The following is a 24,982-nucleotide window of genomic DNA, read 5'->3' on the forward strand; positions in this document are numbered from 1 at the left end:
CCGGCACAGTTGCCGACAGGTCTTTCGCCACATGATGCCCTGTACCGCCCGGCGCGGGAGGGCTATGACGAAGACCGTGATTGGCCCGGTTCCGGGCGGCAAAGACAGGCAAGGCATGACCCCGACACCTTCCGAGATGCTCAGCGCCTTCGGGCGGATCGGGCTTTTGTCTTTTGGCGGCCCGGCGGCGCAGATCGCGGTGATGCACCGCGAGCTGGTCGACGACCGCAAGTGGATGACCGAGGCCCAGTTCCTGCGCGCGCTCAGTTTCTGCATGATGTTGCCCGGCCCCGAGGCGATGCAGCTTGCCACCTATGCCGGTTGGCGGTTGCGCGGCACCTTCGGCGGCGTGCTGGCCGGGCTGCTCTTTGTCCTGCCGGGGGCCGTGGTCATCACCGCGCTGGCCGCGATCTACATCAGCTATGGCGAAGTGCCGCTGGTGCAGACGCTGTTTCTGGGCGTCAAGGCAACGGTGATCGTCATCGTCGCCCAGGCGCTGGCGCGGCTATCGGGCAAGGCGCTGAAAGGCGCGGGCGACGTGGCGCTGGCGGTGGCGGCATTCGTGGCGCTCTTTGCCCTGCACCTGCCGTTTCCGCTGATCATCGCGCTGGCGGCGCTGATCGGCGCGCTGCGCGCGCCTGTGGTGCCGGACGAGGCCCTGCCGCCGCGCCGGGGCCGCGCACCCTGGCTGGCGGTTCCGGTCTGGGGCGGGCTCTGGCTGCTGCCGCTGGTGGTCCTCTGGACGCTCAACATGCCCTTCCTGCTCGATCTGGCGCTGTTCTTCGGCAAGCTGGCGCTGGTCACCTTCGGTGGCGCCTATGCGGTGCTGGCTTATATGACCCAGGAGGTGGTGCAGGCCCAGGGCTGGATCACCACCGCCGAGATGATCGACGCGCTGGGCCTGGCCGAGACCACCCCCGGCCCGCTGATCCTGGTGACACAATTCGTCGGCCACCTGGCCGGCTTCAACGAGACCGGCTGGGCCGGGTTTGCCCTGGCCGGGGCGCTGACCCTCTGGATGACCTTCACCCCCTGTTTCCTGTGGATCTTCGCCGGCGCGCCCTATCTCGAACAGATCACCGCCCGGCCGCGGATCGGCGCCGCGCTCTCGGCGGTGACGGCGGCGGTGGTCGGTGTGATCGCCAATCTCTCGGTCTGGTTCGCCATCGGCGTGCTGTTTGCCCAGAGCGTCACATGGGCGGTCGGGCCGGTCCGCCTCACCCTGCCCGCCCCGGCCAGCCTCGATCCGACGGCGCTGCTGCTCACCGCATTTGCCGGCGGTCTGATCTTTGTTCTGCGCCTCGCGGTGCCGCTGACGCTGCTCTGCACGGCCCTGGCGGCGGTGGTGCTGATGTGGATCACCGGAATGTGACAAACGGCGGCCTGAGCCCCTTTTGTTTCGGCTCGAATCCCGTATGATCCAAGGACGAATTCCGGGGACCCTCAATGAAGACCAGTATCGACTACGGCAATCTCATGCACCGCGCCATGCGCGGGCTCATCCGCGAAGTGCTTGAGGATGTGGCAGAACACGGGTTGCCCGGCGATCACCACTTCTTCATCACCTTCGACACCACCCACCCGGATGTCGAGCTCGCGCAGTGGCTGACCGACCGCTACCCCACCGACATGACAGTGGTGATGCAGCATTGGTATGAAAACCTCGATGTCGGCGAAGACGGCTTCTCGGTGACGCTGAATTTCGGCGATGCGCCGGAGCCGCTCTACATCCCCTACGATGCGATCAAGACCTTCGTCGATCCCTCGGTGGAATTCGGCCTGCGGTTCGAGACCCAGGAAGAGGACGAGCAATCTCTCGCCGCGCTGCCGGACGAGGATGACACCCCCGACACCGAAGCCGACGGCGCCGAGGACAAGCACGACGCCGAGGTGGTGAGCCTCGACAGCTTCCGCAAGTGATCCCGCCCCGGACCTGATCCGGGGTCTCCCCCACAGCTGGCCAAGAGGTCCCGGATCAGGTCCGGGGCGCGGCGCTCCCATCGCGGGGTCCGGCCCGCATGTTAACGCCGAAGGTCGCGGTATTCCGTCGTATACATCATTGATCTTGGCCGCGGTTCTTGTATTGAAGGGGCAAACCGTCAAGGAGTGTCCCGATGACCGAAACCCGCACTGAAACCGACAGCTTCGGCCCGCTGGAAGTCCCTTCGGACAAGTATTGGGGCGCCCAGACCCAGCGTTCGATCCAGAACTTCCCGATCGGCTGGGAAAAGCAGCCGGTGGCCATCGTTCGCGCGCTCGGCGTGATCAAGAAGGCCTGTGCCATGGCCAACAAGGATCTGGGCAAGCTCGACGCGCCGATCGCCGATGCGATCATCCAGGCCGCCGGCGAGGTCTATGAGGGCAAGTTCGACGACAATTTCCCGCTGGTGGTCTGGCAGACCGGTTCGGGCACCCAGTCAAACATGAATTCCAACGAGGTGATCGGCAACCGCGCCATCGAGATCCTCGGCGGCCAGCTCGGTTCCAAGGATCCGGTTCACCCCAACGATCACTGCAACATGGGGCAAAGCTCCAACGACACCTTCCCCACCGCCATGCATATCGCCACCGCGATGACCGCGCATGACGTGCTGCTGCCCGGACTGGAGAAGCTCCATGCCGCGATGCAGAAGAAAGTCGAGGAATTCGACGGCATCATCAAGATCGGCCGCACCCACACCCAGGATGCGACACCGCTGACGCTCTCCCAGGAATTCGGCGGCTATACCCATCAGATCGCCATGGGCATCCAGCGGGTCAAGGATGGCCTCGGCCGGATCTACGAGCTGGCGCAGGGCGGCACCGCCGTCGGCACTGGCCTCAACACGCCGGAAGGCTGGGGCGAGAAGGTCGCCGCCAACATGGCCGAGATCACCGGCCTGCCCTTTGTCACCGCGCCCAACAAGTTCGAAGCGCTGGCCGCGCATGACGCCATGGTCGAGATCTCCGGCCAGCTCAAGGTGGTTGCCGCCTCGCTGTTCAAGATCGCCAATGACATCCGCCTGCTGGGCTCCGGCCCGCGCTGCGGTTTGGGCGAGCTGATCCTGCCGGAAAACGAGCCCGGCTCCTCGATCATGCCGGGCAAGGTCAATCCGACGCAATGCGAGGCGCTGACCCAGGTCTGCGCCCATGTCATGGGCAATGACGCGGCCGTCGGGTTTGCCGGTTCGCAGGGGCATTTCGAGCTCAATGTCTACAAGCCGATGATGGCCTATAACGTGCTTCAATCGATGCAACTTCTGGGCGACGCCGCCTCGGCCTTCACCGACAATCTTGTGGTCGGCCTCCAGGCCGATCGCGACCGGATCGAAAAGCTGATGCGCGAGAGCCTGATGCTGGTGACCGCGCTGGCGCCGGAAATCGGCTATGACAATGCCACCACCGTCGCCAAGACCGCGCACAAGAACAAGACCACGTTGAAGGAAGAGGCCATAAAACTGGGCTTCGTCGACGAAGAGACCTTTGAACGGGTGGTCCGCCCGGAAGACATGGTCGGCCCCAGGTAAGCCGGCCCTTCGAGCCCAGGAAACGCCCGGCACGCGCTTGCCGGGCGTTTTTCTTGACCTATGTCCATGCCTAGTTAAGGTTGTTTCGGCAGAACAGGCGAAGAATGGCCAAGATCATCAATCTCAAGACCGCGCGCAAGCAGATAGCGCGCAAGAAAAAAGCCGCACAAGCTTCTGAAAACGCCGCGAAGTTTGGCCGGACATCCGGGCAGAAAGAGGCCGAGACCGCGGCTGCGGAGCGCCAGCGCCGCAGGTTGGATCAGGCCGAGATTGAATCGCCCCCTTCCGGTGCCAATGATGACACGAATTCGCCTTAAAGTTTTGTAGAACTCGAAAAAATTGCGTAGTCTGCGGGCCGCACCAGGTAAGGTTTCTGCCAGAACCTTCTGATAAGCCATGTTTTACAATCTCTGCCTGTACCGGTGGCGAAGCGTTCTGGCCAAAAGAGTCCGGTCCTGGGTGTGGCTTGCTGTTGTGGGGAAGCTTGTCATGAACGGACGGCCCAAAAAACGATCACTGACGCTGCGGGGCCACCGCACGTCGGTCTCGCTCGAAGATGACTTCTGGCGTGCCTTTCGCGATATCGCCGATGAAAAAGGCCGGGCGATCAACGCCCTGGCCGCCGAGATCGACGAAGAGCGCGGCACCGATTGCGGGCTGGCCTCGGCCATCCGCCTGTTTGTGCTGCGCCACTATCGCAACGCCGCCTAAAAGCCCTCTTTCTGCGCCAGCGCCCAGGCGCAGATCGGAAAGTGCTCGTCATTGCTCAGGTCGTCATGGTCACGGTCCAGGACCGGCGGCCATCTGCCCACCAGGTTGCGCAGCCCCGCCGCCCGGTTGCCCCATTGGTCGGCGACCACGTTGTCCTCGGAAAACCCGGCCTCGATCAACAGGTTGGCCAGGCCCCGCGCCGACCAGCGCGAGCAATCCACCGGCGCCGCGTGATACGGCACGAAAAACGGCACGGCGAGCCAGAAATAGCCGCCCGGTCGCAGCATTTCGCGTACATGGCGAATGGCGGCATATGGCCGGTCGAGATGTTCCCAGACCTGATTGGCCAGCACGATATCGCAGGTGATCGCCGCCCCGTCCTCCTGCAACGGCCCCTGACAGATGTCATGCGCGGGATAAAAAAGCGACCGGTAAGTCCTGAAGCCCAGCGGCTTGCCCCAGGTGCCCGAAATCTCGACCGCATCGAGCCCCGCCGGCTCGAGCGTGCGGATCAGAATCCGGCTCTTCTTCTGCATGTAGACGCGGTTCAAGCTCGCCACGAATGTCCCTCTGCTCCTGTCGTCCCGGCCCGGCCTGGCGGGCCTCGGGCGCCTCTCCGCCCGCCACTCGGCCGGATCAGGGCAGGGAAATACGGCATTTCTGTGGCGTCCCGGCCCTCCGCCCGGGGTCAGGCTGGCCAGCGGTGCTCAGGCAAACATCTGGCGCAGCGCCAAGGTCTGTCTTTGCCCCAGATCCGTGCCATGGGCGTCCAGGAATCCTTCGGCCGCCGCGGCCCCGGCGTCATGCAGCTGGCCGATCACCGTCGCGAGCGGCACCAGCTTGGTGGCAACGCTGAGATCGTTCATCAGCGCGTCATCGGCGATCATGTGAATGCGGGCGTTTTTCATGCTGCCGTCTTCGATCTTGCCCTGGCCGATCAGCCGCTGGACAAAATCGATGGCGCGCAGCTCGCGCAGAAGCGAGGAATTGAAGCTGATCTCGTTGATCCGGTTCTGGATATCCTGGGCGCTGCGCGGCACTGCGCGGCGTTCGATCGGATTGATGTTGATGATCACGATGTCATCGGGCAACGCGGGGTCGAACAGCGGAAACAGCGCCGGGTTGCCGGTATAGCCGCCGTCCCAATAGGCCTCGGTGGTGCCGTCGGGCTGGGCGATCTCGACCGCCTGAAACAGCGTCGGCAGGCAGGCCGAGGCCAGGATCACGTCGGTGTTGATCTCGTCACCGGTAAAGACCTGCACCTTTCCGTCGCGCACCCGGGTGGCGCAGATGTGAAGATCCGGGCCCTGCCCCTCGTCACAGACCCGGCCATAGTCGAAATGACCGACCACCTTGGCCAGCGGATTCTGGTAGAACGGCCCATAGGCATAAGGCGAGACCACCCGGCTCAGGGTGTCGACAAAGGCAAAGGCGGGCGAGGCCTCGATCGCACGCGCGACAAAATAGGGATCGGGAACAAAGTTCTCCATCCAGGCCGGGATGCGCATGTCGCCCAGCCCGCTGACCTCGTTCCAGAGCGCGCGCAGGCTCTCGCGGGCGCCCGCGCGGCCATTGGCAACCCAGCCGGATTTCAGCGCGGCGCCATTGAGCGCCCCCGCCGAGGTGCCCGAGATGCCGGCAATCTCGATCCACTCCTCTTCGAGCAGCCGGTCGAGCACCCCCCAGGTAAAGGCGCCATGCGCGCCGCCGCCCTGCAAGGCCAGATTGATCCGCACGGTCTCGGGCAATCACCTATCCACTTCTTCTGTTTGGAAACCCCCTTGGGGGGCAGGCCGGAGGGCCCGGCAGGCCCGCCTTTCTGAACCTACGGGCAAGGCCCGCAGCCGCGCCCTCAGAGCGCGGTCCAGCCGCCGTCGACGCTGATCGTGGTGCCGGTGATCTGTGCCGCCGCGTCGGAACAAAGGAACACCGCGGTGCCGCCGATCTGTTCGGTGGTGGCAAATTCCTTCGAAGGCTGGCGCTCGAGGATGACCTTCTGCTTGGCCTCTTCCTCGGTCATGGCGTATTTCTTCGCGGTGTCGGGGATCTGGCTTTCGACCAGCGGCGTCAGCACATAGCCTGGGCAGATCGCATTGGCGGTGATCTCCTCACGTGCGCATTCCAGCGCCACGGTCTTGGTCATGCCGACAACGCCGTGCTTGGCCGTCACATAGGCCGATTTGTACGGCGAGGCGGTCAGCCCATGGGCGCTGGCGATATTGATCACCCGGCCCCAGCCCGCCTTGCGCATCAACGGCAGCGCCACGGCGGTGGTGTGAAAGGCCGAGGACATGTTGATCGCGATGATCGCGTCCCATTTGTCCTGGGGGAATTCATCGATCGGTGCCACATGCTGGATGCCGGCGTTGTTCACCAGGATGTCGCAGACCCCGGCCTGCTCGATCAGCGCGCGGCACTCCGCGCCCTTGGACATGTCAGCTTTGATATACCTCGCGGTCACGCCGAACTCTTCGCCAAGCGCGCGCGCCAGGGCGTGATCTTCGTCGCGGTCGGTAAAGGAGTTGAGCACCACATCGGCGCCGGCCCTGGCCAACTCGCGCGCCACGCCAAGCCCGATGCCAGAATTCGATCCCGTGATAACAGCCGTCTTGCCCTTGAGCGTCATGATCCGCGTTCCCTTGATGCCGTGATTCTGCACCGCAGCCTAGTCGCTGCATTTGCAAAAGGCCAAGGGGTTGCGCCGGGCGCGCACATCGCTAAGAGGCAGATCTGCTTGGGTTTTGGGCAGAAAAAAACCCCGGCACGAAGCCGGGGTTAAGTTATTGAGGCAGGTTTCATACAGGCAAGAAACCTATCGAGCAGTGCCCCCTTTATAAGCAATCTCGCGCCGGTATCCAAGCTAAAAGTTTGAAAAGGCATAAATCCCCCGTTAAGGTCCGAGGCCAATAATATAAGGCATGCGGGAGATTGTTGCCAAAATGCGTCCAGTTTTTTTCCGTCACCTCGCCGCCGCGGGTGCCGCAGCGGCACTGATGTCCGTCGCCGGATTCGCCTGGGCCGCGCCTCAGCATGGCATAGCTATGTACGGAGACCCGGCCCTTCCCCCAGATTTTGAGCATCTGCCCTATGCCAATCCCGATGCGCCCACCGGCGGGCGTATCGTCACCGGCGAGACCGGCGGCTTCGACAGCCTCAATCCGCATATCGCCAAGGGCTCGGTTCCCTGGCAGTTGCGGTTTCTGGCCTACGAGAGCCTGTTGGGCCGGAGCTGGGATGAACCCTTCTCGCTCTACGGGCTTTTGGCCGAATCGATAGAGGTCGGGCCGAATCGAGGCTGGGCGGAATTCACCCTGCGCGAAGAGGCGCGGTTCTCGGATGGCAGCCCGGTCACTGTCGAAGACGTGATGTGGTCTTACGAGACGCTCGGCACCGAGGGCCACCCGCGCTACCACGGGCTGTGGAACAAGATCGAGACCATGGAGCAGACCGGTCCGCGCAAGATCCGCTTTACCTTCGCTGAAGAGGACCGGGAACTGGCGCTGCTGGTCGGCATGCGGCCGATCCTGAAAAAGGCGCAGTGGCAGGACAAGGATTTCACCCGCTCCGGGCTCGACAATATCCCGGTCTCGACCGCGCCTTACGTGATCGAGGATTTCGAGGCTGGCCGCTTCGTCTCGCTCAAGCGCAACCCCGAGTATTGGGGCAAGGATCTGCCCTTCCGCCGCGGCACCAACGTGATCGACGAGATCCGCATGGAGTTCTACGGCGACGGCTCGGTCGCCTTCGAGGCCTTCAAGGCCGGCGAGGTCACCACCAACCGCGAATTCAACGGCGGCAAATGGGAGACGCAGTATGATTTCCCGGCCTTCGAACGCGGCGATGTGATCAAATCGGTGATCCCGCATCAGCGGCCCTCGGGCATCACCGGTTTCGTGATGAACACCCGCCGCGAGATCTTTCAGGACTGGCGGGTCCGCGACGCGCTGATCCATGCCTTCAACTTCGAATACATCAACGAGACGCTCACCGGCGGCGAACAGCCGCGCATCACCTCGTATTACTCGAATTCGGTGCTGGCGATGCGGGACGGCCCGGCCGAGGGGCTGGTGGCCGAGTTTCTCGAGCCTTTCGAGGACGAGCTGCTGCCCGGCGCGCTCGAGGGATACGCCCTGCCCCAGGCCGATGGCTCGGCCCGCAACCGCAAGAACATCGCCAAGGCAATGGACTTGCTGGAACAGGCTGGCTGGACGGTGCAGGACGGCGTGATGAAGAACGCCGAAGGCCAGCCCTTCCGCTTCGAAATCCTGCTCAGCCAGGGCGCGAACGAAGAGCAATCGATGATCGACCTCTATACCCAGGCGCTCGAACGGCTGGGCATCAGCCCGACGGTCACGGTGGTCGACAGCGCGCAGTACAAGGACCGCACCAACGACTACGACTTCGACATGACCTATTACCGGGTCGGCGTTTCGCTCAGCCCGGGCAACGAGCAGCGCCTCTACTGGGGCAGCGAGGGCGTCGAGGCGCCGGGCACCAAGAACTGGATGGGGATGAATTCGCCGGCGGCCGAGGCGATGATCGACAAGCTGGTCAATTCCGAAAGCCGCGAGCAATTCCTCGCCTCGGTACGGGCGCTTGACCGGGTGCTGACCGCCGGGCGCTATGTGATCCCGATCTATCAGTTCAACATCAGCCGGATTGCACATGTAAAGGAACTCAAGTACCCCGCGCACATCCCGATGTACGGCGACTGGATCGGCTGGCAGCCTGACGTCTGGTGGTATGAAGAGGACTGATCATTGCGTTGCATTCTCCTGATTGTCGCATGCGGCACGCTTGTCGCCTGCGGCCCGGTCAAGGCGGTCATCAAGGCGCCGGTCAACGCCGCCGACGCGGTGGTCGATACCCTGCTCTGACCTACGGAACCATGGCGGTGGCGCCACGCGCCGCCGCCCTTGCCGGTTTATATTCGAATTTTCCGATAATGACGCTTGAGGCGTTGCCGCGACATGCTAAGGTCCGTTCAGCGAGGGGCGATCTTGACATAGGGCGCCATTATGGACTGGAACGATATAAGCACGAACTGGACCGACAGCTTCAAACGGCTGAAGTCCCGCTTTCCGCGCATCGACGAACAGAAGCTCGGCGACGAGCCGGTGCGTCGTGACGTGCTTGCCGCGCATCTGGCGCATCAGCACGACCTGACCGAGCTTGAGGCCGAAGAGGAACTGCGCGACTGGGCCTATGTTCAAAGCCTCGCCCGCCAGGCCAGCGAGCTCGAGGCCGGCTGAGCCCGCGCTCTGACGGCCCGCTCCGGTCTCTGACCTTCCGCTCCGGCCAACCTGTCACGCCAGCGATGTCACCCAGAGGATGGTGGCGTCATCCTGGCTGACGGAGATGACGTTGTGGCCCATGGTGGCATCGTAATAGGCGCTGTCGCCGCGGCGCATCTCAATCGGCTCGTAGAACTCGGTGTACAGCTTGATCGCCCCGGTCAGCACATACAGAAACTCTTCCCCGTCATGGCGCACCCAGCCGTCGAATTCCGCCAGGTCGCGGGCCCGGATGCGGGCGCGATACGGCAGCATCTGTTTCTTGGTCAGCCCTTCGGCCAGCAGCGCATGCTCATAGGTGGTCGTGGCATGTGCCGCACCCTCGCCCGAACGGGTGACCGACATCCGGCCGTTGACCTTTTCGTTCTGCGGCTGGGTAAAGAGCTGCGGCACCGTGATGCCCAGCCCCTGCGCCAGCTTCTTGAGCGCGTCATAGGTGGGCGACATCTGGCCGTTTTCGATCTTGGACAGCGTCGACCGCGCCAGGCCCGCCTTCTTGGCGGCCTGTTCCAGCGTCCAGCCGTGGCCCTTGCGCAGCTCGCGCACACGCTCGCCCAGATCGAGCGGCTCGGTATGGATCGGCTCGCCGGTCTTGTCGCGGGCGACGCGGATCAACTGCGCATTGTCTTCTTTCGTCATGCAAATGCTATAGGCAGGCTTGGCCGCGCTTGCAACTCTGCCTGCGCTTACCTAGGCCTTGCGCCATGATGACGCCCGATGCATCCAGCCTGTTCGATCAGGGCCCGCCGCCGCCCTGCCCCGCGCCCTTCAACCTGGCCGGTTTCGTGCTGCGCCATGCCAGCGCCCAGCCCGACAAGATCGCGCTTGCCCTGCTCGGTCCGTCACGGGCCGAACGCTGGAGCTATGCCCGGCTCGAGGGTGCGGTGCGCGGCATCGCCACCGGGCTCTTGCAGCGCGGGCTGACCCCGGGCGACCGGGTGCTGATGCGGCTGGGCAATACCCCGGATTTCCCGCTGGCCTTCCTCGGCTGCATTGCCGCCGGGCTGATCCCGGTGCCGACCTCGGCCCAGCTCTCCGACCCCGAAACCGCGCGAATCATCGACATCCTTTCTCCGGCGCTCATCCTGCGTGACCCGGCAGTGGCCTGCGCCGAGACCGACGTGCCGCTGCTGCCCGCCGCCGCGCTGCACGAAATGGCCGCCCTGCCGCCGGCGGAATTCGCCCTGGGGGCCCCCGACCGCCCGGCCTATGTCGTCTTTTCCTCCGGCACCTCCGGCGTGCCGCGCGCGGTGGTGCACGCGCATCGCGCGGTCTGGGCGCGGCAGATGATGGTGGCGGGCTGGTACGATCTGCGCGCCAGCGACCGGCTCTGCCACGCCGGTGCCTTCAACTGGACCTTCACCCTCGGCACCGGCCTGCTCGACCCCTGGGCCGCCGGGGCGACCGCGCTGATCCCGGCGCCCGGCACCGATCCGGCGATGCTGCCGCTCCTGCTGAAACGCCACGACGCCACGCTCTTTGCCGCGGCCCCCGGCATCTTCCGCAAGCTGCTTTCGCGCCCGCTGCCGCCGCTGCCCAGGCTGCGGCATGCGCTCTCGGCCGGTGAAAAGCTGCCCGAGACCCTGCGCGGCGCCTGGCGGGCCGAGACCGGGACCGAGATCTACGAGGCCTACGGCATGTCGGAATGTTCGACCTTCATATCCTCCAGCCCGGCCACGCCCGCGCGCCGCGGGCTGCTGGGCAGGCCCCAGCCCGGCCGCCGCATCGCGCTTTGCGACGGGGACGGCCCGGTGCCGCTGGGAGAACCGGGCGAGATCTGCATTGCCGACAGCGATCCCGGGCTGATGCTGGAATACCTCGGCGCCCCCGAGGCCACCGCCGCCCGGCGTCATGGCGGCTGGTTCCATACCGGCGACCTCGGGCGGATGGAGACCGACGGCCAGATCGCCTATCTCGGCCGCGCCGACGACATGATGAACGCCGGCGGTTTCCGCGTCTCGCCGCAGGAGGTGGAACAGGCGCTGCACGATGTGCCCGGCCTGACCGGCCTCGCCGTCACCGATGTCGAGATCAAGGCCGACACCCGCGTCATCGCCGCCTTCTACACCGCCGAAACCGATCTGACCGAAGCGCTGACCCGCCGCGCCGAGGCGCAGCTTGCCCGCTACAAACAGCCCCGGCTGTTCCGTCGGCTGGACCGCCTGCCCACCGGCCCCAACGGCAAGCTGTCGCGCCGCGCACTGCGCCAGTGGTTCACCACCTGACGGGGCCCCGGCGCGGCCCGCGTCCCGGCCCCCGCCGGGACCTCCCCCCTCGCCATTCCGGCAACATCCTGTTACATGCCCGGGAATTCCGCAACAAAGGTGCCTGTTCCATGGTCAAGCTCGATATCCTCTCAGACCCGATCTGTCCGTGGTGCTACATCGGCAAATCCTACCTCGATCGCGCCCTGGCGGCGGCCCCCGATCACCCCTTTACCATCGAATGGCACCCCTTCCAGCTCAACCCCGAGATGCCCGCCGACGGCATGGACCGCCGCGCCTATCTCGAAGGCAAGTTCGGCGGCAAGGAGGCCGCGATCCAGGCCTATCTGCCGGTGCATGAACATGCCGAGACCGCCGGGCTGGAACTCCATCTCGACAAGATCACCCGCACGCCCAATACGCTCGACGCGCACCGGCTGATCCACTGGGCCGGCATCGAGGGCAAGCAGACCGCCGCGGTCTCGGCCCTGTTCAAGGCCTATTTCGTCGAGGGCCGCGACATCGGCGATCATGACACCCTGGCCGATATCGCCGACGGGCTCGAGATCGACGCCTCGGTGATCCTGCGCCTGCTGCAAAGCGACAGCGACGCCCAGGACATCCGCGACCGCGACGCCGCCGCCCGCGACATGGGCGTAACCAGCGTGCCGACCTTCATCGTCGATGGCAAACATGCGGTGCCCGGCGCGCAACCGCCCGAACTTTGGGCAAAGGTGATCGCGGAAATTCGCGAAAAGTCCGCCTGAGCGCCACAGTCGGTATACATTTGCATACAGGGCTTCTTTTGAGACGCGGTTTGCTCTAGCACTATATCCAGTGTTCGAACCGACCTATCAAAAGAGGCCCCGATGACCCGGATCAAGGTAGACACCCCCATCGTCGAGCTCGATGGCGACGAGATGACCCGCATCATGTGGGATTTCATCAAGAAAAAGCTGATCGAGCCCTATCTCGATATCGACCTGCTGTATTACGATCTCGGTATCGAGGAGCGCGACCGCACCGACGACAAGGTGACCTTCGACGCCGCCGAAAAGATCAAGGAGATCGGCGTCGGCGTCAAATGCGCCACCATCACGCCGGATGAAGCGCGGGTCGAGGAATTCGGCCTGAAACGCATGTACCCCTCGCCCAATGGCACCATCCGCAACATTCTGGGCGGCGTGGTGTTCCGGGCGCCGATCATCTGCCGCAACGTGCCGCGCCTGGTACCGGGCTGGACCCAGCCGATCGTCGTCGGCCGCCACGCCTTCGGCGATCAGTACAAGGCCACCGATTTCCACTATCCCGGCCCCGGCAGGATTACCCTGAAATACGAAGGCGCCGATGGCACGGTGATCGAAAAAGAGGTATTTGACGCCCCCGCCGCCGGCGTCGCCATGGGCATGTACAACCTCGACGCGTCGATCCGCGATTTCGCCCGCGCGTCATTGAATTACGGGCTCAACCTCGGCTGGCCGGTCTATCTCTCGACCAAGAACACCATCCTCAAGGTCTATGACGGCCGCTTCAAGGACATCTTCGAAGAGGTCTACGAGGATGAATTCGCCGCCAGGTTCAAGGCCGCCGGCATCTGGTACGAACACCGGCTGATCGACGACATGGTGGCCAGCGCGCTGAAATGGTCGGGCGGCTTCGTCTGGGCCTGCAAGAATTACGACGGCGACGTGCAATCCGACACCGTGGCCCAGGGCTTCGGCTCGCTGGGGCTGATGACCTCGATCCTGATGACGCCCGATGGCAGGACGGTCGAGGCCGAGGCGGCCCATGGCACCGTCACCCGCCACTACCGCCAGCACCAGAAGGGCGAGGCCACCTCGACCAATTCCATCGCCTCGATCTACGCCTGGACCGGCGCGCTGAAACACCGCGCCAAGCTGGATGAAAACGTGGCCCTCCGGGCCTTTGCCGAAACGCTCGAGCGGGTGATCGTCGAAACCGTGGAATCCGGCCATATGACCAAGGATCTGGCACTGCTGGTCGGCCCCGATCAGAAGTGGCTCACCACCATGGGCTTCCTCGAAAAGATCGATCAGAACCTCGACCGCGCGCTCAAGGGGTAGGCTCGGCGAATCGCCGCGCCCGATTTCCGCCGCAATCGGGCGCGGCATTGTTTCGCCGGAGCGCGCAATCCCCCAAGGCCGCGCAGAATGGTTCCGACCAGGCAAAAGAGCCGCTGCAATTTGCTGAAAATGCGTCGTTTTTCGAGATGGAAGTTGTCAAAACAGCGGCTTGGGCTTACTCATGTCCCCATCGAATGAAAGTGGAAGACGCCCCCGGCGCAGGCCCCCACCCGCGGCCGCCCAGAGCTGGAGACGGCGGCCTCTTCCCCCCGGATCACAATTCCGCTGGACGGCTGAGGCCCTCTCAAGCGTTTCGCCCAAAGGCCGGCCCCGCTCTCACATCCGGGCCGGCCTTTCTCGTTCCCGTCTCGGTCCCGCACCACACGGGCGTCGGCCCTCACGCCTCCGGCGCGGCCCTGCCCCCCCGATAGCCCATCGCCACCACGAATTTCTCCGAGGAATCCGATCGCGAGCTCGGCGGTTTGACATGCGCCACCTTGGTGAAATTCTGCTTCAACAGCTTCTGAAGATCGCCCTCGGCCCCGCCGGCCAGCACCTTGGCGACAAAGGTTCCGCCGTCTTCCAGCACGTCAAAGGCAAAATGCGCCGCCGTCTCGCAGAGCATCATGATCCGCAAGTGGTCGGTCTGCTTGTGCCCCGAGGAGGCCGCCGCCATGTCCGACATCACCACATCCGCCGCGCCGCCCAGCCAGGTCTTCACCTTCTCGTCAGCGTCATCCTCGAGGAAATCGAGCTGATGGATCTCGGCCCCGGCAATCGGCTCGACCTCCTGGAGATCGATCCCCAGCACCGACCCCACCGCTTTGCCGCTTTTCTCGCCAAGCGCATTGACCCGTTTTACCGCCACCTGGCACCAGCCGCCCGGTGCACAGCCCAGGTCCACCACCCGCGCCCCCGGCACCAGAAAGCGGAACTTCTCGTCCAGCTCGAGGATCTTGAAGGCCGCGCGGCCGCGATAGCCCTCGGCCTGGGCCCGTTTGACATAGGGATCGTTCAACTGCCGCTGCAACCACCGCGTCGAGGACAGCTTGCGCCCCCGCGCGGTCTTGACCTTGACCTTGAGGTCGCGCTGCCCGCGCCCGGAGGTGTTCTTGCCGCTCGGTGTCTTCGCCATGGTCCAGCACTTCTTTTCTTCACAAATACCGCCGGGGGTTTGGGGGCAGAGCCCCCATTCCGGCCCGAAGGGCTCATTAAGCCTGCGCAGCAGCCATTGTCAAAGCGCCGGCCTCAGAACGGCCCGTCCTCGAGCACCCCGTCGGCCGACATCTGCGCATAAAGCAGTCCCTCGCGCAGCCCCCGGTCCGCCACCGAGAGCCGGTCGGTCGGCCAGCTCCGCAGCAGCGCCTGAAGGATCGCCGCGCCCGACATGATCAGCGCCTGCCGGTCCTGGCCGATCCGCGGATCGCGCCGCCGGCCCTCGGGGCCAAGCTCGAGATAGCGGTTGATCACCTTGTCGATCTGGTCGGAGGTCATCCGCAGCCCGTCCACCTTGGTCCGGTCATAGCGCTTCAGCCCGAGATGCGAGGCCGCCACCGTGGTCACGGTGCCGCTGGTGCCGACGATCTGGAACCCCTCGCGCGCCTGTTCGTCCTTGTAAGGCGCGAAATCGGCCAGGTTCTCCTCGAAGAACCACGACATCAGCGCATACCGCGCGGCATCGTCCTGCACGTCGTTGAACTGGTCGCGCAGCGTCGCCACGCCGAGCGGCACCGAGATCCAGTCCACCACCCGGGCCACCGGAAACGGGCTGTCGGCATTGTGAAAGCCGGCGTGCAGCCGCATGATCGCCCGCGGCCGGTCATGGTTGGGCACGGTCGAGAGATCGATCCAGACCAGCTCGGTCGAGCCGCCGCCGATATCCACCACGAGCAATTGCTCGGTTTTGGTCGAGACCAGGGGCGCGCAGGAGATCACCGCCAGCCGCGCCTCTTCCTCCGGCTCGATGATGTCGAGTTGCAGCCCGGTCTCGCGGCGGACGAATTTCACCAGGTCGCGGGCGTTCTTGGCCCGCCGACAGGCCTCCGTCGCCACCAGCCGCATGCGCGTCACCTTGTGGCGGCGCAGCTTCTGGCCGCAGATTCGCATCGCCTGAACCGTGCGCCCCATCGAGGCGCGGCTCAGCCGCCCGGAGCGTTCCAGCCCCGATCCCAGCTGCACCGACTTGGAGAAGCTGTCCACCACATGAAACTGACTGCCCTTGGGTTGGGCAATCAGCATGCGGCAGCTATTCGTGCCCAGATCCAGGGCGGCATAAAGCTCGTCCGGATTGGGCGGTTTCGGCGCGGGGCTCTCGACCGGTTTCGGGAATGCGCCCGCACCCTTGGGACGCCTGGGCGCCATCTTAACGCCCTCCGAGTATCGTGTTGCTTCCGAGGATAGGCGCGCGCCCGGCTTCGCGCAAGCCACCCTGTCATGCGATCGTCAACAAGGCGGCCTCTCGCCCGGGAAATCGGCATTGAGCCCGGCTCATCATCTGCATGAGTATTATGAGCGGGCTTCAGGGTTTCCCTTGGCGCCTCCTGCCTTTATCCAGAGTTCGGGCGCATCCGGCGTCGCTCGGACGCGGTCAATTGTCGAAATTGAGACGTGGCACCCGGCCCCCCTGATCTATTCAGGGTCCATCGGAGAAGGGGAATCGCATGGTTGATGTGACAGTGGTCTATTGGCGGGATATTCCGGCGCAGGTCATCGTCGGCAAGGGTCGCCGGGCTGCCAAGGTCCAGCTGCCGGAGCGGTTCGAACAAGCCATCGACAGGGCTGCAATGAAGGTTGGCGCCGACGGCACGGATGATTATCTGGCCGAATGGCGCAAGGCCGCCCCCTATCCGGTTGAGGGCGATGCCTCGGAGGTGGCCGCGCAGGAAGCGGCGCGGCTCGAGGCGGAGTATGATCGTGACAGGATCAAGGCTCTCATTGCCAACGACGGATGGGCAACTGCCGGCTAAGGCGGCCCGACCCGATGACGCCACACAAGCTATGGGAGGCCGCGATGGCCCTGCTCAGTTTCAAGAAGCGCGACACAGCGCCAGATCGTCCGGCCGCCGCCGAGGTCGAGGCCTTTCTGCAAGGCTATTCCATCGAGGTGATGCCCCGCACCGCCGAAAAGGTCGAGAGCTTTCGCGACCTGCTGGCACCGGGCACCCGGGTCTATATCGCCCATATCGACGGCACCCTGATCGAGGACATGGTTGCCACCGCCCGCCGGCTGGCCGACGAGGGCTATCCGGTGATGCCGCATTTCCCGGCGCGCATCATCAAGGACCGCGCCACGCTGGAAAACTGGCTGGCCATGTACCGCGGCGAGGCCGGCGTCGACCAGGCGCTGCTGCTGGCCGGGGGCGTCACGACGCCGGTCGGTGACTTCGACAGCTCGATCCAGCTCTTGGAAACCGGTCTCTTCGACAAGGCGGGCTTCAAGCGTCTGCATGTCGCCGGCCACCCCGAGGGCAACCGCGACATCGATCCCGACGGCGGCTCGGCCAATGTCGATGCGGCGCTGCGCTGGAAGAACAAGTTCAACGAGACCACCGACGCCGAAATGGCGCTCGCCACCCAGTTCGCCTTCGAGGCCGGGCCGATCATCGCCTGGGCCGACGCGCTGCGCGAGGCCGGCATCACCCTGCCGATCCACATCGGCATCGCCGGCCCGGCCAAGCTGCAAACCCTGATCAAGTTCGCCATCGCCTGCGGTGTCGGCCCGTCGCTGAAAGTGCTGCAAAAGCGGGCGATGGATGTCTCCAAGCTGCTGCTGCCATATGAGCCCACCGACGTCGTCACCGAGCTGGCGCTGCACAAGGCCCGCCACCCCGAATTCAACATCGAACAGGTGCATTTCTTCCCGCTGGGCGGGATCAAGGCCAATGCCACCTGGGCCATCGACCACGGCGGCGCGGCCACCCGCCCCGCCAGCCAGACCTGAGGACAGACATGCCCGCGCTGCTTTTCGATCTCGACGGAACGATGCTCAATTCGGATCCGATCCATCTTCAGGTCTACAAGGAGATGTGGGCAGCGCGTGGCATGGAGCTGGCGGACGCGGAATACATGACCCATATGCACGGCCGCCTGAACGTCGATATCTATGCCGATTTCCTGCCCGACGAGCCTGACCACCAGGGCCTGTCGGACTGGAAGGAAGCGCAGTTCCGCGCGCGCCTGCCGCGGCCCTATCCGGCCATGCCGGGGGTCGGGGCGCTGGTGGCGCAGGCGGTGGCCGAGGATTGGCCGCGCGCCATCGTCACCAATGCCATGCGGCTCAATGCCGAAGCGATGCTGGACGCGATCGGGCTGCGCCAGCATTTCGAGGTGATCGTGATCGGCGAGGAATGCCCCAGGGGCAAACCCGATCCCTATCCCTATCAGGAGGCCATGCGCCAGCTGGGCGTCACCCCCGATCAGGCGGTGGCCTTCGAAGACAGCCCCTCGGGCACCCGCGCGGCGCGCAGTTCGGGGGCCTATACCGTGGGCATCCGTTCGGGTCTGGACGACCACAGCCTGCGCCAGGCCGGGGCGCATGTCACCCTGCAAGATTTCACCGATCCCGCGCTGTCAGATGTCCTGAAGCGCTTCAAAGGAGTAGCCGCATGACGCGCACCATCGTCGAGTCGAAAACCAAAACCGCCGTCTTGGGCTTTGACGAGCCGTTCTGCGTCATTGGCGAACGGATCAACCCCACCGGCCGCAAGAAGCTGGCCGCCGAGCTGGAGGCCGGCGATTTCTCGACCGTCGAGACCGACGCGCTGGCGCAGGTCGCCGCCGGGGCCAATATCCTCGATATCAACGCCGGGGTGGTCTACAACTCCAACCCCAACCCGAACGAGACCGAGCCGCCGCTGATGACCAAGATCATCGAGCTGGTGCAGGGCCTTGTCGACGTGCCGCTCTGCATCGACAGCTCGGTGCCGGGCGCGCTCGAGGCCGGCCTGGCCGCCGCCGAAGGTCGGCCGCTGCTGAACTCGGTCACCGGCGAGGAGGAGCGGCTGGAGCTGGTGCTGCCGCTGGTCAAGAAATACAACGTGCCGGTGGTGGCGATCTCGAACGACGACACCGGCATTTCCGAGGATCCCGACGTGCGCTTTGCGGTCGCCAGGAAGATCGTCGAACGCGCCGCAGATTTCGGCATTCCGGCGCATGACATCGTGGTCGACCCGCTGGTGATGCCGATCGGCGCCATGGCGACGGCGGGCAAGCAGGTCTTTACCCTGGTGCGCCGGTTGCGCGACGAACTGGGGGTCAACACCACCTGCGGCGCCTCGAACATCTCCTTCGGCCTGCCCAACCGGCATGGCATCAACAACGCCTTCCTGCCGATGGCCATGGGCGCCGGCATGACCAGCGCCATCATGAACCCGGTCCAGATGCCGGTAACCCAGGCCAGGATCGCCGAAAAGAAGGCGGAAGTGGCTGCCGCCGGACTCGTTCTGCCCGAGGGGATGGACGACGAGACCTTCGTGACGCTCTTTGGCCTCGGCTCGACCAAGGTGCGCCCCGGCAAGGAGATGGAGGCCATTCGCGCCGCCAACCTGCTGACCGACAACGACGCCCATGGCGGCGCCTGGATCGCGTTCAACAAGGTGGCGCCGAAAGCCGGCCAGGAAGGCCGCGGCCGGGCCGGCCGCAGCGGCGGCCGCCGGCGCCGGGCCTGAGGGCGGAGCGAGGGGCCAGCCCCTCGCGCTCCCCGAGGTATTTCGAGCAAGAGGAAATCAGGGGCGCTGGCCGAGGTCGGCGCCCCTTTCGGGTTCGGGCGGTCAGCGGCCTTCGTATTGCGCCGGGCGCTTTTCCATGAAGGCCAGAACACCCTCCTTGAAGTCGCGGGTCTGGCCGCATTTGCCTTGCAGCCGGGCCTCGAGCAGGAGCTGGTCGTCGAGCGGATTGTCGAACGAGCTGCGGATCGCGGTCTTGACGTGCCGGTAGGCTTCGGTCGGGCCCTTGGCGAGATGGGCGGCGCGGGCTTTCCAATGGGCGGCAAAGGCGTCATCCTCGACCGCTTCCCAGATCATGCCCCAATCGCTGGCCTGCTGCGCGCTGATCCGGTCGGCGAACAGCGCCGCGCCCATCGCCTTGGCGGCGCCCATCTGACGCGGCAGCCAATAGGTGCCGCCGGCGTCGGGGATCAGGCCGATGCGGGTGAAGGCCTGGAGGAAAAAGGCGCTCTCGGTGGCAATAACCACATCCGCCGCCAGCGCGAGATTGGCGCCGGCCCCGGCGGCCGGGCCGTTGACGGCGCAGATCGTCGGGATCGGGCAATCGAAGATCGCGCGCAGCATCGGCACATATTCATCGCGCAGCACCCGCTCCAGATCGAGCTTGGCGGCAGAGCTGGCATCGCCCAGATCCTGGCCGGAGCAGAAGGAGGGCCCGGCCCCGGTCATCACCAGCACGCGGGCCGTTTCGCCCGCCGCCCGCACGGCATCGGTGATCTCGGCGCGCATCTGGGTGTTGAGCGCGTTCATCACATCGGCGCGGTTCAGCGTGAGTACGGCGATGTCGTCGGAAATCTCGAGGGTGATGGCTTCGTAGTTCATGTCTCGCGGCCCTGGTGTTTGCTGTCGGCGCGAGACTGGCGCAATGGCAGGTCCGAGGCCAGAGCAAACGCGGCGTCACGCCGCCTCTCGGCGCCAGGCCTCAAGCGCCGGGTTGTCACCGGCGCCCGCAGAGGGGTCGGGCGCATCCGGCGCCTGCATGTCGTCAAGCCGGCGCAGATTGTCGACCACCTGCGGCACCTGCGCGACGGTCTGCGCCAGCTCGCGCCGGAACGCCTGGCCCTTGGCCTGGTGGCGGGCGCCGAAATAGAAGCTGACGATGGCCCCGAGCAGCCACCACAAAGGCTCTGGCACCAGGGCGATGCCCTGCATCCGGGCCGCGAACCAGATCGGATCGGCCATCGCCGCCACGAAGAGGCCCAGCGTGCCCATCGCCATCGCCGGCCGCGGCAGCCGGTTCACCGCATCCATCAGCCGGTCGAACCAGCCGCGCCGGTCGCGGCGGAACTCCTTGCCGAATTGCGCCAGCGTCGCCTGGTGCAGCGTCACCTCGCGCGCGGCGCCCTTTTCGGCATTCTCGCGAAACACCTCGACCGTTTCGGCCAGGGCATTGCGGCCGCCGCCAAAGACAAGCGACAGGGCCCGTTCGATCAGCCCCATGCCGCCACCCTCCGGCCGAATTCCGCATCTGTCAGGTGATAGCGCGGCGAGATGAAATCCTCGGCCCGCCGGATCCAGCCTCCCTTGCCGCCGGCCCGCGTGCGGGCATATTTGCGGCTGGCCGGGCGCCGGTCGGCGAGACGGAAATAGTAGTTGCGCCGGGCAATGCCATAGGCGTCGGCGAAATGGCGCGGGCCGGCCCGTTCGGCCCGGGCGGCGGCGGCGGCGGTCTGCGGGCCGATCACGCCGTCGACGGCGATCTTCTGGCCCATGTCGCACAGCAGCCGCTGGAGGATCTTGACCGCATTGGCGCCGGCGTTGACATACATGTCAAAGGCGCTGGCCTGAATGCTTTCGGGCAGTTTCGCGATGCCGGGCCGAATGAAGTAATGGCGGATGAAGATATCCACCGCCTGCTCCTGGGTCAGCCGGCGGACATCGGCCGTTGTCACCGCGCCGTCACCGTCGAGATCGAGCCCGAGCCGGCGCAGGGTGTGAATGGTGACACCGTGCTTGGTAGCGCCGCCGGGATCGTCGGGGTCGTTCACATAGCCGCCCTCGCGGGCGATGATCTCATCGGCAATCTGCCGGACCGAATGTTGCAGCATCTCTGCCTCGCTTGCGCTGTTGACGCGACAAGTCTGGGCAGGACGGGGTTAACGCAGGCTCATGCCAGCGTGCGGTGCAACATCCGGCGGCCGCACACCACGCCGGATGCCGGCGCGGGCAAATCAGCCCTCCGGCTCTTGGTAGACACCTTGCTCCTTGAGCGCGTCCACCACCTCTCGCGGCATGTAGGTCTCATCGTGTTTGGCAAGGATTTCAGAGGCCTCAAAGGTTCCGTTGATGTATTTCCCGGTGCCCACCATGCCCTGATTCTCGGCAAAGAGGTCGGGCAGGATGCCCTGATAGCTGACCGGCACGACGGCGTTGCCATCGGTCACCTTGAAATCGATCCGGTTGTCCTGCCCCTGTTGCAGCGAGCCGGCTTCGACCAGCCCGCCGATGCGGAACACCTCGGTTTCGCGCGGCGGATCGGCAACCACTTGCGACGGCGAGCGGAAGAAGTTGATCCCGTCGCGCATGGCATAGCCGATCAGCCCGGTGGCCAGCACAAGCGCCACCGCTGCCACGGCGATCACCTGAATACGGCGTTGTTTTTTCAGGTTTCTCATCAGCGACCTCCCTATGGAAACAGCGGCGCCATCATCAGCCCGGCGGTTTCTTCCAGCCCAAGCATAAGATTGGCATTCTGAAGCGCTTGTCCAGAGGAGCCCTTGGTCAAATTGTCCAGTGCGACAATAAGGATCGCCCGCCCCGCGATGCGGTCGCCGGTGACACCGACATGCACGAAGTTCGAGCCGCGCACGTGATGGGTGCTCGGGGTCTGGCCAAACGGCAGCACCTCGACAAAGGGCTCATCGGCATAGGCCTTGGCAAAGGTCTCATGCACCTGCGCCGCATCGCCGCTGACATAACCGGTGGCCAGGATGCCGCGATTGGCCGGGATCAGGTGCGGGGTGAACTGAACCTTGACCTCGCGGCCGGCAAGTGCCGCGAATTCCTGATCGAATTCGCCCAGGTGCCGGTGTGTGCCGCCGACCGCATAGGCATTGTACCCCTCGGACAGCTCGGCATGGAGCAGATTTTCCTTGAGACTGCGCCCGGCGCCCGAAACGGCACATTTCATGTCGAGGATGATGTCGTCCAGCCCGATCACCCCGGCGGAAATCAACGGCCGCAGGGCAAACTGGCCGGTCGCGGCATTGCAGCCGGTGCCGGCCACCAGCCGCGCGGCGCGGATGTCGTTGCGGTAGAACTCGGTAAGGCCATAGACCGCCTCGCCCTGCATCTCGACCGCGGCATGGGCGTTGCCGTACCATTTTTCATAGGCCGCCGGATCACGCAGCCGGAAATCGGCGGACAGATCGACGATCTTGAGGTCGCGCGGCAGATCGCGGATCACCTCCTGGCTGGTCTTGTGCGGCAGGGCGCAGAAACACAGGTCGATGCCGGCGAAGTCGATCTCGTCGATCCTGACCAGATCGGGCAGATCGAGATGGCGCAGATGCGGGAAGACATCGGCCATCTTCAGGCCGGCCTTGCGCTCGGCCGCAAGCGCGGCGATTTCCATGTCGGGATGGGTGGCGATCAGCCGGACCAGCTCTGCACCGGTATACCCCGACGCGCCGAGGATTGCGATTTTCTTTGTCATATCAAGGTCTCCCACAAGGGTATGAATGTGTCGCGCGAGGCCTGCGGTCAGGGCCGTCGCCGCGCGTGCATTGGATCACGGTCAGGCTTTGACGAAGTCGATCTTTCGTCGCAGAAACCGCGTGGCGCCATCGCTCACCCGGCGCGGATCGCCGGTGGTCAGAAAACGGGTTTCTCCTGCACTGCCAACCATTTGCGGATGGCGATGCAGGTAATCCGCGAGGCTCTCGGCGACGATATCGGCCTGGCTGAACACCTTGACATCGGGGCCCAGGGACTGCTGAAAAATCTCGGCCAGAAGCGGATAATGGGTGCATCCCAACACCGCCGCCTGCGGCCCCGGCATCTTGCGCCTGAGCGCCTCGACATGGCTGCGCACCAGCGCTTCGGCAAGGATCAGATCGCCTTCTTCGATGGCATCGACCACGCCGCCGCAAGCCTGAGCTTCGACGTCTACCCCTATGGCGCGAAAGGCCAATTCGCGCTGAAAAGCACGGCTCGATACGGTGGCCGGCGTGGCAAAGAGCGCCACGTGCTTGATCGCGACCTCGCGCGGCGGCGACTGGTCGCCCCAGTTTCGCTCGGTCATGGCCTCGATCAGCGGCACAAAGACGCCGAGCACCCGCTTGCCCTGCGGCACGCCGGCCTCTTGCATCCGGCGCAGCGCGGCGGCGCTGGCGGTGTTGCAGGCGAGGATCACCAGATCGCAGCCCTCATCCCAGAGACGGGTCACGCCGGCGCGCGTGAGATCGTGGATGTCATCCACGGTGCGCACGCCATAAGGCGCATGCGCCGAATCCGCATAATAGACAAAGGGCACCTCCGGCAGCCGCCTCGCCACCGCGTCCCAGACCGTCAGCCCCCCGAGGCCGCTATCGAAAATTCCAACTGCCATCAGCGCTTACGACCTGTGCCGCTCCTCGAACTCGAACCCGTAATCATAGGATTCCAAAGGTGTCGGAGACAGCTCATACGTGGCTTTGCGCAGGAAATCCATCATTGCCCGCCCATCCTTGGCGCGGGCCTGCAACTCCGCACGCGGGATCGGCTCGCCGATCGCCACCCGCACCGGGGTGTTGACCCGCCGCCGAAACTCCTGGATCAGCAGCCCCATGCGCAGGGTGTTGTGCAGATGGCTGGCCAGCTGGAACAGCCGCGAGGTGTGGCCATCGAAATAGATCGGCACCACCGCCGCATCGGATTTCGCGATCATCCGCGCGGTAAAGGTGCGCCACCCCGGATCCATCGGCCGCCTGAACGGTTTGACCGCGGTCGAAACCGTACCGCCGGGAAAGATGCCGATGGCGCCGCCCTCGGCCAGATAGGCCAGCGAGGCCTTGCGGGTCTCGATATTGGTGCGCATCGCCTCCTTGGATTCCGAGAAATCGACCGGCAGGATGATCCGGTCGAGCTCGGAGGCCTTGCGGAAAATCTTATGCGCCATGATGCGGAAATCGCCCCGCACCACCGACAGGATATGCCCCAGCATCAGCCCGTCGAGGATGCCGTAGGGATGATTGGCAATGACGATCAGCGGGCCGTCCCTGGGGATATTGTCCAGCGCGCCGCGCGTCACCTCCAGCCCCAGACCGTAACGTTCGACCATGACCTGCCAGAAATCCTCGCCATCGGCGACGGCCAGCTCATAGCCATCGGCCCGCTTGATCAGGCCAAGCCGGCCGGTGGCATTTTCCATCAGCCGGATCATGGCGCGGCCGCCACGGGTCTCGGCGGAATAGGCATAAGAGATGTCTCTGGCGACCTGCCGCTTGCTCTGCATGGCAAGACCTTTGTCAGGGGTTTTCG

27 protein-coding genes are annotated in these 24,982 nt (G+C 65.0%); 14 read left to right on the forward strand and 13 right to left on the reverse strand.

All coding sequences use genetic code 11. The features are described 5' to 3' along the window. Positions 1 to 115: 115 nt before the first annotated feature. The 5 genes from chrA (at position 116) to BMW90_RS06900 (ending at position 4,217) form a co-directional block, all read left to right on the forward strand. Complete coding sequence (chrA, locus tag BMW90_RS06880; RefSeq protein WP_074835816.1) at positions 116 to 1,372, forward strand: chromate efflux transporter; 1,257 nt, start codon at positions 116 to 118, stop codon at positions 1,370 to 1,372. A 74-nt stretch (positions 1,373 to 1,446) separates the two neighbouring features. Then, on the forward strand, positions 1,447 to 1,920 hold the full coding sequence (locus BMW90_RS06885; RefSeq protein WP_074835739.1) for an SspB family protein: 474 nt from the start codon (positions 1,447 to 1,449) through the stop codon (positions 1,918 to 1,920). A gap of 194 nt (positions 1,921 to 2,114) precedes the next feature. Next, positions 2,115 to 3,506 (forward strand): class II fumarate hydratase, encoded by a 1,392-nt coding sequence (gene fumC / locus BMW90_RS06890; RefSeq protein ID WP_048531910.1) that lies wholly within the window; start codon positions 2,115 to 2,117, stop codon positions 3,504 to 3,506. 104 nt (positions 3,507 to 3,610) lie between these two features. Further along, entirely contained in the window at positions 3,611 to 3,823 is a 213-nt protein-coding gene (locus tag BMW90_RS06895) for a DUF4169 family protein (protein ID WP_074835740.1), read from the forward strand. 172 nt (positions 3,824 to 3,995) lie between these two features. Further along, positions 3,996 to 4,217, forward strand: coding sequence for a ribbon-helix-helix domain-containing protein (locus tag BMW90_RS06900; protein WP_048531912.1), 222 nt, complete (start codon positions 3,996 to 3,998; stop codon positions 4,215 to 4,217). On the opposite strand, the gene BMW90_RS06905 is transcribed toward BMW90_RS06900, so the two are convergent. The 3 genes from BMW90_RS06905 to BMW90_RS06915 form a co-directional block, all read right to left on the reverse strand. Continuing rightward, positions 4,214 to 4,777: a methyltransferase domain-containing protein gene (locus tag BMW90_RS06905; RefSeq protein ID WP_074835742.1), complete on the reverse strand. Its 564-nt coding sequence runs from the start codon at positions 4,775 to 4,777 to the stop codon at positions 4,214 to 4,216. The two genes, BMW90_RS06900 and BMW90_RS06905, sit on opposite strands and share 4 nt — an antisense overlap. 147 nt (positions 4,778 to 4,924) lie before the next feature. Next, entirely contained in the window at positions 4,925 to 5,965 is a 1,041-nt protein-coding gene (locus tag BMW90_RS06910) for a patatin-like phospholipase family protein (RefSeq protein WP_074835743.1), read from the reverse strand. A 104-nt stretch (positions 5,966 to 6,069) separates the two neighbouring features. Next, positions 6,070 to 6,843 carry a 3-hydroxybutyrate dehydrogenase gene (locus BMW90_RS06915; RefSeq protein ID WP_074835745.1) on the reverse strand — a complete coding sequence of 258 codons (774 nt, stop codon included), beginning with the start codon at positions 6,841 to 6,843 and terminating at the stop codon, positions 6,070 to 6,072. 313 nt (positions 6,844 to 7,156) lie between these two features. Between BMW90_RS06915 and BMW90_RS06920 the strand changes: the two genes are divergently transcribed. Both BMW90_RS06920 and BMW90_RS06925 read left to right on the forward strand, forming a co-directional pair. Beyond that, positions 7,157 to 8,974, forward strand: a complete 1,818-nt coding sequence (locus BMW90_RS06920) for an extracellular solute-binding protein (RefSeq protein WP_074835818.1) — start codon at positions 7,157 to 7,159, stop codon at positions 8,972 to 8,974. A 261-nt stretch (positions 8,975 to 9,235) separates the two neighbouring features. Next, complete coding sequence (locus BMW90_RS06925) at positions 9,236 to 9,469, forward strand: hypothetical protein (protein WP_244526444.1); 234 nt, start codon at positions 9,236 to 9,238, stop codon at positions 9,467 to 9,469. Between the two features lie 54 nt (positions 9,470 to 9,523). On the opposite strand, the gene BMW90_RS06930 is transcribed toward BMW90_RS06925, so the two are convergent. Beyond that, positions 9,524 to 10,150 (reverse strand): helix-turn-helix domain-containing protein, encoded by a 627-nt coding sequence (locus tag BMW90_RS06930; RefSeq protein ID WP_048531916.1) that lies wholly within the window; start codon positions 10,148 to 10,150, stop codon positions 9,524 to 9,526. A 65-nt stretch (positions 10,151 to 10,215) separates the two neighbouring features. Here BMW90_RS06930 and BMW90_RS06935 point away from each other — a divergent pair, with 65 nt between their 5' ends. From BMW90_RS06935 to BMW90_RS06945, 3 genes are all read left to right on the forward strand, one after another. Further along, positions 10,216 to 11,736 (forward strand): class I adenylate-forming enzyme family protein, encoded by a 1,521-nt coding sequence (locus tag BMW90_RS06935; RefSeq protein ID WP_244526445.1) that lies wholly within the window; start codon positions 10,216 to 10,218, stop codon positions 11,734 to 11,736. A 110-nt stretch (positions 11,737 to 11,846) separates the two neighbouring features. Continuing rightward, a complete protein-coding gene (locus BMW90_RS06940) occupies positions 11,847 to 12,482 on the forward strand; it encodes a DsbA family oxidoreductase (RefSeq protein WP_048531917.1) in 636 nt (211 codons plus the stop codon). 102 nt (positions 12,483 to 12,584) lie between these two features. Continuing rightward, the gene (locus tag BMW90_RS06945; RefSeq protein WP_074835748.1) at positions 12,585 to 13,799 is read left to right on the forward strand and encodes an NADP-dependent isocitrate dehydrogenase; all 1,215 of its coding nucleotides are present in this window, start codon (positions 12,585 to 12,587) and stop codon (positions 13,797 to 13,799) included. A gap of 397 nt (positions 13,800 to 14,196) precedes the next feature. Here BMW90_RS06945 and BMW90_RS06950 read toward each other — a convergent pair whose 3' ends face one another. Together BMW90_RS06950 and BMW90_RS06955 are read right to left on the reverse strand one after the other, a co-directional pair. Then, entirely contained in the window at positions 14,197 to 14,934 is a 738-nt protein-coding gene (locus BMW90_RS06950; RefSeq protein WP_048531919.1) for an RlmE family RNA methyltransferase, read from the reverse strand. A 113-nt stretch (positions 14,935 to 15,047) separates the two neighbouring features. Continuing rightward, complete coding sequence (locus tag BMW90_RS06955; protein ID WP_048531920.1) at positions 15,048 to 16,160, reverse strand: Ppx/GppA phosphatase family protein; 1,113 nt, start codon at positions 16,158 to 16,160, stop codon at positions 15,048 to 15,050. Positions 16,161 to 16,459: 299 nt separating this feature from the next. On the opposite strand from BMW90_RS06955, the gene BMW90_RS06960 reads away from it, so the two are divergent. From BMW90_RS06960 to BMW90_RS06975, 4 genes are read left to right on the forward strand one after another with little or no spacing between them, the layout of a single operon-like run. Further along, the gene (locus BMW90_RS06960; protein WP_048531921.1) at positions 16,460 to 16,765 is read left to right on the forward strand and encodes a virulence factor; all 306 of its coding nucleotides are present in this window, start codon (positions 16,460 to 16,462) and stop codon (positions 16,763 to 16,765) included. Between the two features lie 44 nt (positions 16,766 to 16,809). Continuing rightward, a complete protein-coding gene (locus BMW90_RS06965; protein WP_074835750.1) occupies positions 16,810 to 17,739 on the forward strand; it encodes a methylenetetrahydrofolate reductase in 930 nt (309 codons plus the stop codon). 8 nt (positions 17,740 to 17,747) lie between these two features. Next, positions 17,748 to 18,407 carry an HAD family hydrolase gene (locus BMW90_RS06970; RefSeq protein WP_048531923.1) on the forward strand — a complete coding sequence of 220 codons (660 nt, stop codon included), beginning with the start codon at positions 17,748 to 17,750 and terminating at the stop codon, positions 18,405 to 18,407. Further along, positions 18,404 to 19,465 carry a dihydropteroate synthase gene (locus tag BMW90_RS06975; protein WP_074835751.1) on the forward strand — a complete coding sequence of 354 codons (1,062 nt, stop codon included), beginning with the start codon at positions 18,404 to 18,406 and terminating at the stop codon, positions 19,463 to 19,465. The genes BMW90_RS06970 and BMW90_RS06975 overlap by 4 nt, the downstream gene beginning before the upstream one ends. A 102-nt stretch (positions 19,466 to 19,567) precedes the next feature. On the opposite strand, the gene BMW90_RS06980 is transcribed toward BMW90_RS06975, so the two are convergent. The 7 genes from BMW90_RS06980 to BMW90_RS07010 form a co-directional block, all read right to left on the reverse strand. Further along, the gene (locus tag BMW90_RS06980) at positions 19,568 to 20,344 is read right to left on the reverse strand and encodes an enoyl-CoA hydratase-related protein (protein WP_074835753.1); all 777 of its coding nucleotides are present in this window, start codon (positions 20,342 to 20,344) and stop codon (positions 19,568 to 19,570) included. A gap of 75 nt (positions 20,345 to 20,419) precedes the next feature. Beyond that, positions 20,420 to 20,962 (reverse strand): holin family protein, encoded by a 543-nt coding sequence (locus BMW90_RS06985; protein ID WP_074835754.1) that lies wholly within the window; start codon positions 20,960 to 20,962, stop codon positions 20,420 to 20,422. Next, positions 20,953 to 21,570 carry a holin-associated N-acetylmuramidase gene (locus BMW90_RS06990; protein ID WP_048531927.1) on the reverse strand — a complete coding sequence of 206 codons (618 nt, stop codon included), beginning with the start codon at positions 21,568 to 21,570 and terminating at the stop codon, positions 20,953 to 20,955. Before BMW90_RS06990 ends, BMW90_RS06985 begins: the two co-directional genes overlap by 10 nt. Before the next feature lie 123 nt (positions 21,571 to 21,693). Further along, positions 21,694 to 22,137, reverse strand: coding sequence for a cytochrome c maturation protein CcmE (ccmE, locus tag BMW90_RS06995; RefSeq protein ID WP_048531928.1), 444 nt, complete (start codon positions 22,135 to 22,137; stop codon positions 21,694 to 21,696). 11 nt (positions 22,138 to 22,148) lie between these two features. Beyond that, positions 22,149 to 23,177, reverse strand: coding sequence for an N-acetyl-gamma-glutamyl-phosphate reductase (gene argC, locus BMW90_RS07000; protein ID WP_074835756.1), 1,029 nt, complete (start codon positions 23,175 to 23,177; stop codon positions 22,149 to 22,151). Between the two features lie 81 nt (positions 23,178 to 23,258). Next, the gene (locus BMW90_RS07005; RefSeq protein WP_074835757.1) at positions 23,259 to 24,071 is read right to left on the reverse strand and encodes a glutamate racemase; all 813 of its coding nucleotides are present in this window, start codon (positions 24,069 to 24,071) and stop codon (positions 23,259 to 23,261) included. Between the two features lie 6 nt (positions 24,072 to 24,077). Then, positions 24,078 to 24,956, reverse strand: a complete 879-nt coding sequence (locus tag BMW90_RS07010; protein ID WP_074835759.1) for a lysophospholipid acyltransferase family protein — start codon at positions 24,954 to 24,956, stop codon at positions 24,078 to 24,080. Positions 24,957 to 24,982: the final 26 nt, after the last annotated feature.

Origin of the sequence: Marinovum algicola (assembly GCF_900109145.1) — a bacterium.
Lineage (GTDB): Bacteria > Pseudomonadota > Alphaproteobacteria > Rhodobacterales > Rhodobacteraceae > Marinovum > Marinovum algicola.

Coding starts and splice junctions, on each gene's coding strand:
- fumC (WP_048531910.1), top strand. CDS start 2,115: ATGACCGAAACCCGCACTGAAACCGACAGCTTCGGCCCGCTGGAAGTC.
- BMW90_RS06945 (WP_074835748.1), top strand. CDS start 12,585: ATGACCCGGATCAAGGTAGACACCCCCATCGTCGAGCTCGATGGCGAC.
- BMW90_RS06965 (WP_074835750.1), top strand. CDS start 16,810: ATGGCCCTGCTCAGTTTCAAGAAGCGCGACACAGCGCCAGATCGTCCG.
- BMW90_RS06920 (WP_074835818.1), top strand. CDS start 7,157: ATGCGTCCAGTTTTTTTCCGTCACCTCGCCGCCGCGGGTGCCGCAGCG.
- BMW90_RS06900 (WP_048531912.1), top strand. CDS start 3,996: ATGAACGGACGGCCCAAAAAACGATCACTGACGCTGCGGGGCCACCGC.
- BMW90_RS06980 (WP_074835753.1), bottom strand. CDS start 20,344: ATGAACTACGAAGCCATCACCCTCGAGATTTCCGACGACATCGCCGTA.
- argC (WP_074835756.1), bottom strand. CDS start 23,177: ATGACAAAGAAAATCGCAATCCTCGGCGCGTCGGGGTATACCGGTGCA.
- chrA (WP_074835816.1), top strand. CDS start 116: ATGACCCCGACACCTTCCGAGATGCTCAGCGCCTTCGGGCGGATCGGG.
- BMW90_RS06940 (WP_048531917.1), top strand. CDS start 11,847: ATGGTCAAGCTCGATATCCTCTCAGACCCGATCTGTCCGTGGTGCTAC.
- BMW90_RS06985 (WP_074835754.1), bottom strand. CDS start 20,962: ATGGGGCTGATCGAACGGGCCCTGTCGCTTGTCTTTGGCGGCGGCCGC.
- BMW90_RS06950 (WP_048531919.1), bottom strand. CDS start 14,934: ATGGCGAAGACACCGAGCGGCAAGAACACCTCCGGGCGCGGGCAGCGC.
- BMW90_RS06915 (WP_074835745.1), bottom strand. CDS start 6,843: ATGACGCTCAAGGGCAAGACGGCTGTTATCACGGGATCGAATTCTGGC.
- BMW90_RS06930 (WP_048531916.1), bottom strand. CDS start 10,150: ATGACGAAAGAAGACAATGCGCAGTTGATCCGCGTCGCCCGCGACAAG.
- BMW90_RS06935 (WP_244526445.1), top strand. CDS start 10,216: ATGATGACGCCCGATGCATCCAGCCTGTTCGATCAGGGCCCGCCGCCG.
- BMW90_RS07005 (WP_074835757.1), bottom strand. CDS start 24,071: ATGGCAGTTGGAATTTTCGATAGCGGCCTCGGGGGGCTGACGGTCTGG.
- BMW90_RS06925 (WP_244526444.1), top strand. CDS start 9,236: ATGGACTGGAACGATATAAGCACGAACTGGACCGACAGCTTCAAACGG.
- BMW90_RS06955 (WP_048531920.1), bottom strand. CDS start 16,160: ATGGCGCCCAGGCGTCCCAAGGGTGCGGGCGCATTCCCGAAACCGGTC.
- BMW90_RS06885 (WP_074835739.1), top strand. CDS start 1,447: ATGAAGACCAGTATCGACTACGGCAATCTCATGCACCGCGCCATGCGC.
- BMW90_RS07010 (WP_074835759.1), bottom strand. CDS start 24,956: ATGCAGAGCAAGCGGCAGGTCGCCAGAGACATCTCTTATGCCTATTCC.
- BMW90_RS06990 (WP_048531927.1), bottom strand. CDS start 21,570: ATGCTGCAACATTCGGTCCGGCAGATTGCCGATGAGATCATCGCCCGC.
- BMW90_RS06975 (WP_074835751.1), top strand. CDS start 18,404: ATGACGCGCACCATCGTCGAGTCGAAAACCAAAACCGCCGTCTTGGGC.
- BMW90_RS06895 (WP_074835740.1), top strand. CDS start 3,611: ATGGCCAAGATCATCAATCTCAAGACCGCGCGCAAGCAGATAGCGCGC.
- BMW90_RS06960 (WP_048531921.1), top strand. CDS start 16,460: ATGGTTGATGTGACAGTGGTCTATTGGCGGGATATTCCGGCGCAGGTC.
- ccmE (WP_048531928.1), bottom strand. CDS start 22,137: ATGAGAAACCTGAAAAAACAACGCCGTATTCAGGTGATCGCCGTGGCA.
- BMW90_RS06970 (WP_048531923.1), top strand. CDS start 17,748: ATGCCCGCGCTGCTTTTCGATCTCGACGGAACGATGCTCAATTCGGAT.